The organism is Blautia sp. OM07-19, assembly GCF_003481595.1.
Classification (GTDB): domain Bacteria; phylum Bacillota; class Clostridia; order Lachnospirales; family Lachnospiraceae; genus Blautia_A; species Blautia_A intestinihominis.
This window is the reverse complement of record NZ_QULA01000066.1, coordinates 1052-5576: the sequence shown is the minus strand read 5'-3', so window position 1 is coordinate 5576 and position 4525 is coordinate 1052. Positions and strand designations below refer to the sequence as shown.

5 protein-coding genes and 1 pseudogene are annotated in these 4525 nt (G+C 33.6%); 5 read left to right on the top strand and 1 reads right to left on the bottom strand.

All coding sequences use genetic code 11. From position 1 onward, the window contains the following. The 5 genes from DXC01_RS19615 to DXC01_RS19595 form a co-directional block, all read left to right on the top strand. On the top strand, positions 1–574 hold a 574-nt coding region (locus tag DXC01_RS19615; protein ID WP_243111680.1), incomplete at its 5' end, for an RNA polymerase sigma factor. Then, positions 571–1335, top strand: coding sequence for a hypothetical protein (locus tag DXC01_RS19610; protein WP_005426531.1), 765 nt, complete (start codon positions 571–573; stop codon positions 1333–1335). The genes DXC01_RS19615 and DXC01_RS19610, both read left to right, overlap by 4 nt. Positions 1336–1404: 69 nt before the next feature. Further along, complete coding sequence (locus tag DXC01_RS19605) at positions 1405–2292, top strand: ABC transporter ATP-binding protein (protein ID WP_005426530.1); 888 nt, start codon at positions 1405–1407, stop codon at positions 2290–2292. Continuing rightward, positions 2279–3508, top strand: coding sequence for an ABC transporter permease subunit (locus tag DXC01_RS19600; protein ID WP_044926005.1), 1230 nt, complete (start codon positions 2279–2281; stop codon positions 3506–3508). The genes DXC01_RS19605 and DXC01_RS19600 overlap by 14 nt, the downstream gene beginning before the upstream one ends. Positions 3509–3585: 77 nt before the next feature. After that, on the top strand, positions 3586–3972 hold the full coding sequence (locus tag DXC01_RS19595) for a winged helix-turn-helix domain-containing protein (protein ID WP_118699662.1): 387 nt from the start codon (positions 3586–3588) through the stop codon (positions 3970–3972). Between the two features lie 23 nt (positions 3973–3995). Here the strand turns inward: DXC01_RS19595 and DXC01_RS20825 are convergent. After that, positions 3996–4525: pseudogene (locus DXC01_RS20825) on the bottom strand (relaxase/mobilization nuclease domain-containing protein); the annotation flags it as partial.

The following is a 4525-nucleotide window of genomic DNA, read 5'->3' as shown; positions in this document are numbered from 1 at the left end:
AAACACTAAAAAATCCTTGATTTTCAAGGAAAAAAGACTTGACTATATAGGGAGGAAAGAAGTGGATGCAGATTTTCTTTTGATTCACAAAATGAAAAATGGTGATGAAGAAGCTATAGAGGTATTCGTAAAAAAATACTATTCAACTATACGGAATTATTGTCGATTACATACATACACAGACTGTGATGCAGAAGATATTACTCAAGCAACATTTGAACACTTTTTTCGATCATTTAGATCGTATCATCATTTGGGAAAGACTGCTAATTATTTGTATGTGATTGCTCGAAATTTATGTCGGGATAGTTATAAGAAAAAAAGAGATATTGTGATGGAAGCGTTACCAGATAAGGGGGAAAATCCAATTGCTGTAATTGAGAATAAAATAGATATAGAAGAATCAATAAAAAAACTTCCAGAAGATTTGCAGGAAGTAGTTATTCTACATTATTTTCAGGATTTGAAATTAAAAGAAGTAGCAGATATTATTGGCATAGGACTTCCTCTTGTAAAATATAGGATAGGAAAAGCAAAAGAATTGTTGAGTGTTTATCTGGGGGATAAGAAATGATGATGACAGTTGATGAAAAATTGCATGCGTATGCAAAAAATCAGAAGGATAGAAATATAGATGAGAAAAAATTACAACAGACCATTATAAAATCGAAAGAAGCATATTGGGATGGAGAAATCGAAAGAAATATGTCATGGTTAGAATTTTTATATCAGCAAGCTTCGTATATACAGAAGCACTGGTGGTTTGCTCAAGGGGCAGTATTACTAATCCTTTGGATGACAATGTTCTTATCAGACAGTAGTATTTATACAAGGCGCTGCATGGGGATTTTGGCACCGAGTTTTGTAATATTGATACTTCCGGAACTCTGGAAAAATAGAAGCAATGGGGCTATGGAAGTAGAAGGTGCAACATTTTTTTCCATAAAGAATATATATGCCGCACGAATGCTACTCTTCGGCATGGTAGATGTTTGCCTATTGAGTGTGTTTTTGATAACCAGCACTTTTGTGTTACAGATTGCATTTATGGATATCTTAATACAATTTATTTTGCCAATGAATGTGACATGCTGCATATGTTTTCGATTACTTTGCAGTAAAGGAGATGATTATGTATCTTCCACATTATTTTCCTGTCTGATTTGGATCGCTGTTTGGACGCTTGTAGTTCTCAAAGATAGTATTTATGAGCATATATCTACATCAATATGGTGTGGAATGATGATATTATCTGTTTTATATTTGTGTTACAGTATTTGGCGAGTATGGAAATGCAGTGAAAGATATTACGAGAGTAATGGGGCAAGTGTATAAGACTATTATGGTGTCAATTACGAGAAATCACACAACGGTCGTAATCAGAGAAATGTGAGGAATTTGATTATGGAATTAGAATTGAAAAAATTAACAAAAGAATTTCAGGGATTTAAAGCAGTTGATGATATCACGCTGACGATGAGTAATGGAGTTTATGGGCTTCTTGGTGTCAACGGTGCTGGAAAAACAACGCTGATGAGAATGCTCTGCACACTTATTAAACCTACTTCGGGAAGCATATTATGTGATGGAAAAGATATTTTTGCATTGGATGGCGAATATAGGAGAATTCTTGGTTATTTACCTCAAGAATTTGGATTTTATCCGGAGTTTTCGGTTCATGATTATTTAATGTATATTGCGTCAATTAAAGGAATGCGAATAAGTATTGCACGAAAGCGTGTAACAGAACTTCTGCGGCAGGTTGGGTTGGCTAAAATGCAGAATAGAAAAATGAAAAAATTGTCTGGAGGAATGAAACGCCGTGCAGGGATTGCCCAAGCTATGCTAAATAACCCAAAGATTTTGATCCTCGATGAGCCTACTGCAGGTCTGGATCCGAATGAAAGGATACGTTTTCGAAATCTGATCAGTGAATTGTCACAGGATCGTCTCGTGCTATTATCAACACATATTGTGTCGGATATTGAATACATTGCCAACCAGGTGTTATTGATGAAAGATGGAAAGATTAGCCATTCAGGAACACAAGAAGAGATTATTCAGTCAGTACCAGTAAAAGTATGGAGTTGTGTAGTTGCAAATAATGAAGTTGAAATGTGGCAAAAACAGTTTAAAGTCTCAAATATGAAAACACTTTCGGATGGAATAGAATTACGCATTTTGTCTGAAAAATCTCCACACTATAATGCGAAAGAGGAAACGATGACTTTGGAGGACATATTCTTATATTATTTCGGAGAGAAAACAGGTGATGATTATGACGTATTATGAAATAAAAAAAGTTTTTTCAAAAAAAGGAAGTAAGGTTGCGCTGATATTTATTTTTATTGTAATTTCAGTAGTCTTGTCTTTTATCATCGGGGATAATAAATATGTGAATCGTAATGGTGATGCGGAAAGTGGAATATCGGCTATGTTAAAGGTTCGTGAGTTGAAAAAAGAATGGTCAGGAGAACTGACAGAGGATGTGCTTAGAAAAATTATTGAAGAAAATGTCAGGATTTCACAGACACCGGAAGCTAAGTCGAATGATTTTAGACAGAATGATATAGCATATAGTCAAAGACAGGGTTTCATGGATATAAGGGATTTACTAAATTGTGATTATGGAGAGTTTAACGATTATAATTATTATCTGGCAGATTCTCTTTCTCCTGATGAAGCAGTAGATTTTTATTCTAATCGTATCAAAAATTTGAAAAATTGGTTAGAAACTGATGGAAAGGATCAGTTTTCTGAAAAGGAAAAAAGTTATTTAATAAGAGCGTATGAAAAAATGAAAACCCCTTTATATTATGATTATCAAGCGGGATGGAAAAACTTATTTCAATATTCACCCTCAATAATTATGATTTTGACATTGGTATTAGGTTTCCTTTGTGCAGGTATTTTTTCAGGTGAATTTCAGCTGAAAGCGAATGCAGTTTTTTATTCTTCTTATTATGGCAGAAATAAGGCTGTATGGGCAAAAGTGAAAGCAGGAGCAATCATAATAACGGCTATTTACTGGGCGGTTATGTTGTTATACACTATGCTTGTTTTGGGAATTCTTGGTGTAGACGGAGCAAATTGTCCCATACAGTCTAGTATGAGTGGGTGGAAGAGTATTTATAATATCACGAATGCTCAGGAATATATTTTGATAGTTCTTGGTGGATATCTGGGATGTTTATTTATGCAATCTCTAACTATGTTGGTTTCTGCGAAGACAAACTCATCAGTAATAGCGGTAATCGTGCCTTTTATTTTGATTTTTCTTCCATCATTTTTATCAGGAACAAGTCTACCATTATTAAATAAAATTTTGGGACTTCTTCCAGATCAAATGCTTCAAATGAATCAGGTAGTTAAATTTTTTAACTTGTATGAAATCGGAGGAAAAGTGTTTTGCGCAGTTCCTATTTTAATAATATCGTACTCCATTCTGCTATTATTGATTGTTCCAGTTATTTATTTTATATATCGCAGAAAAGAAGTTTATAATTAGATGAAGAAACATCTGTTAGAGGGAGTGAAAACATAGGAAAAATATTATTATTATCGTTTAAAGATAGTGAAGAAGAAATGATAGAGTCTGTTCTTGCTGCTTTGAAAACCGGACGAAATATATATTGTGATGAAAAAAATATAAATCTATTGAAAATACATTATGGAGATATTGTTATTTTATTAGCCACAAGAGAATTATTCCGAAAGCAGAAAAAAATAGATTTGTCTTTTACAGAGTTTGAAATTTTGCATTTATTAATGCGAAGTCCTGGAAGAGTGTTTAGTAAAGAACAAATATATGATATAATCTGGAATGAACCCTATTCGGGTGATTACAATGTTGTTATGCGACATATCTGCAACATTAGAGAAAAGATAGAAGATGATCCTGGTCATCCGTTATATATACAAACGGTGCGCGGTGTAGGATATCGGTTTAATGGGAATTTAGGCAGCGAGTGAAATCGCTGCCTATTATTATGGTTTTACAAAGAAGGGAGTTGGTTATGAGAAGATCTTTGTATTTTAGGAGCATCCTGTTTGAGATATTTGGACAGGTTTTGCTGTATCAATTCCAACTCTTTTATTTCTTGCTTAAAGGAAACGTATTGATTATTTAGTGATTCCTTTCTGGAAATAAGATCTGCAATTTGCTCTTGTAACTTATTGGAATTAAGATGTTTCAGGTCTATACCATTTTCCTGTAAAATATGTTCAGCACCAGCGAAAAGAATAATTTGAGATTCATATTTACGGAAATAACGATCCGGATCTTTGGAACTTTTATAATGGTCATCGTAAATTTTATTTTTCTGATATTGTTTGGCATATTTTAGCATTTCTCGAAGATGACGTATCTGAGACTCGAGAGAAACAACAGAGGTATTTACCTCTTTTTGCTGCATATGTAACAAGGCTATGCGGTCTTCAAGTTCTGAAAAATTATGTAGATTATGTGTGAGCATCTTGTTATATTCAGCAGAGACAATTTTTAAATTTTCCTTATTTGCCCATT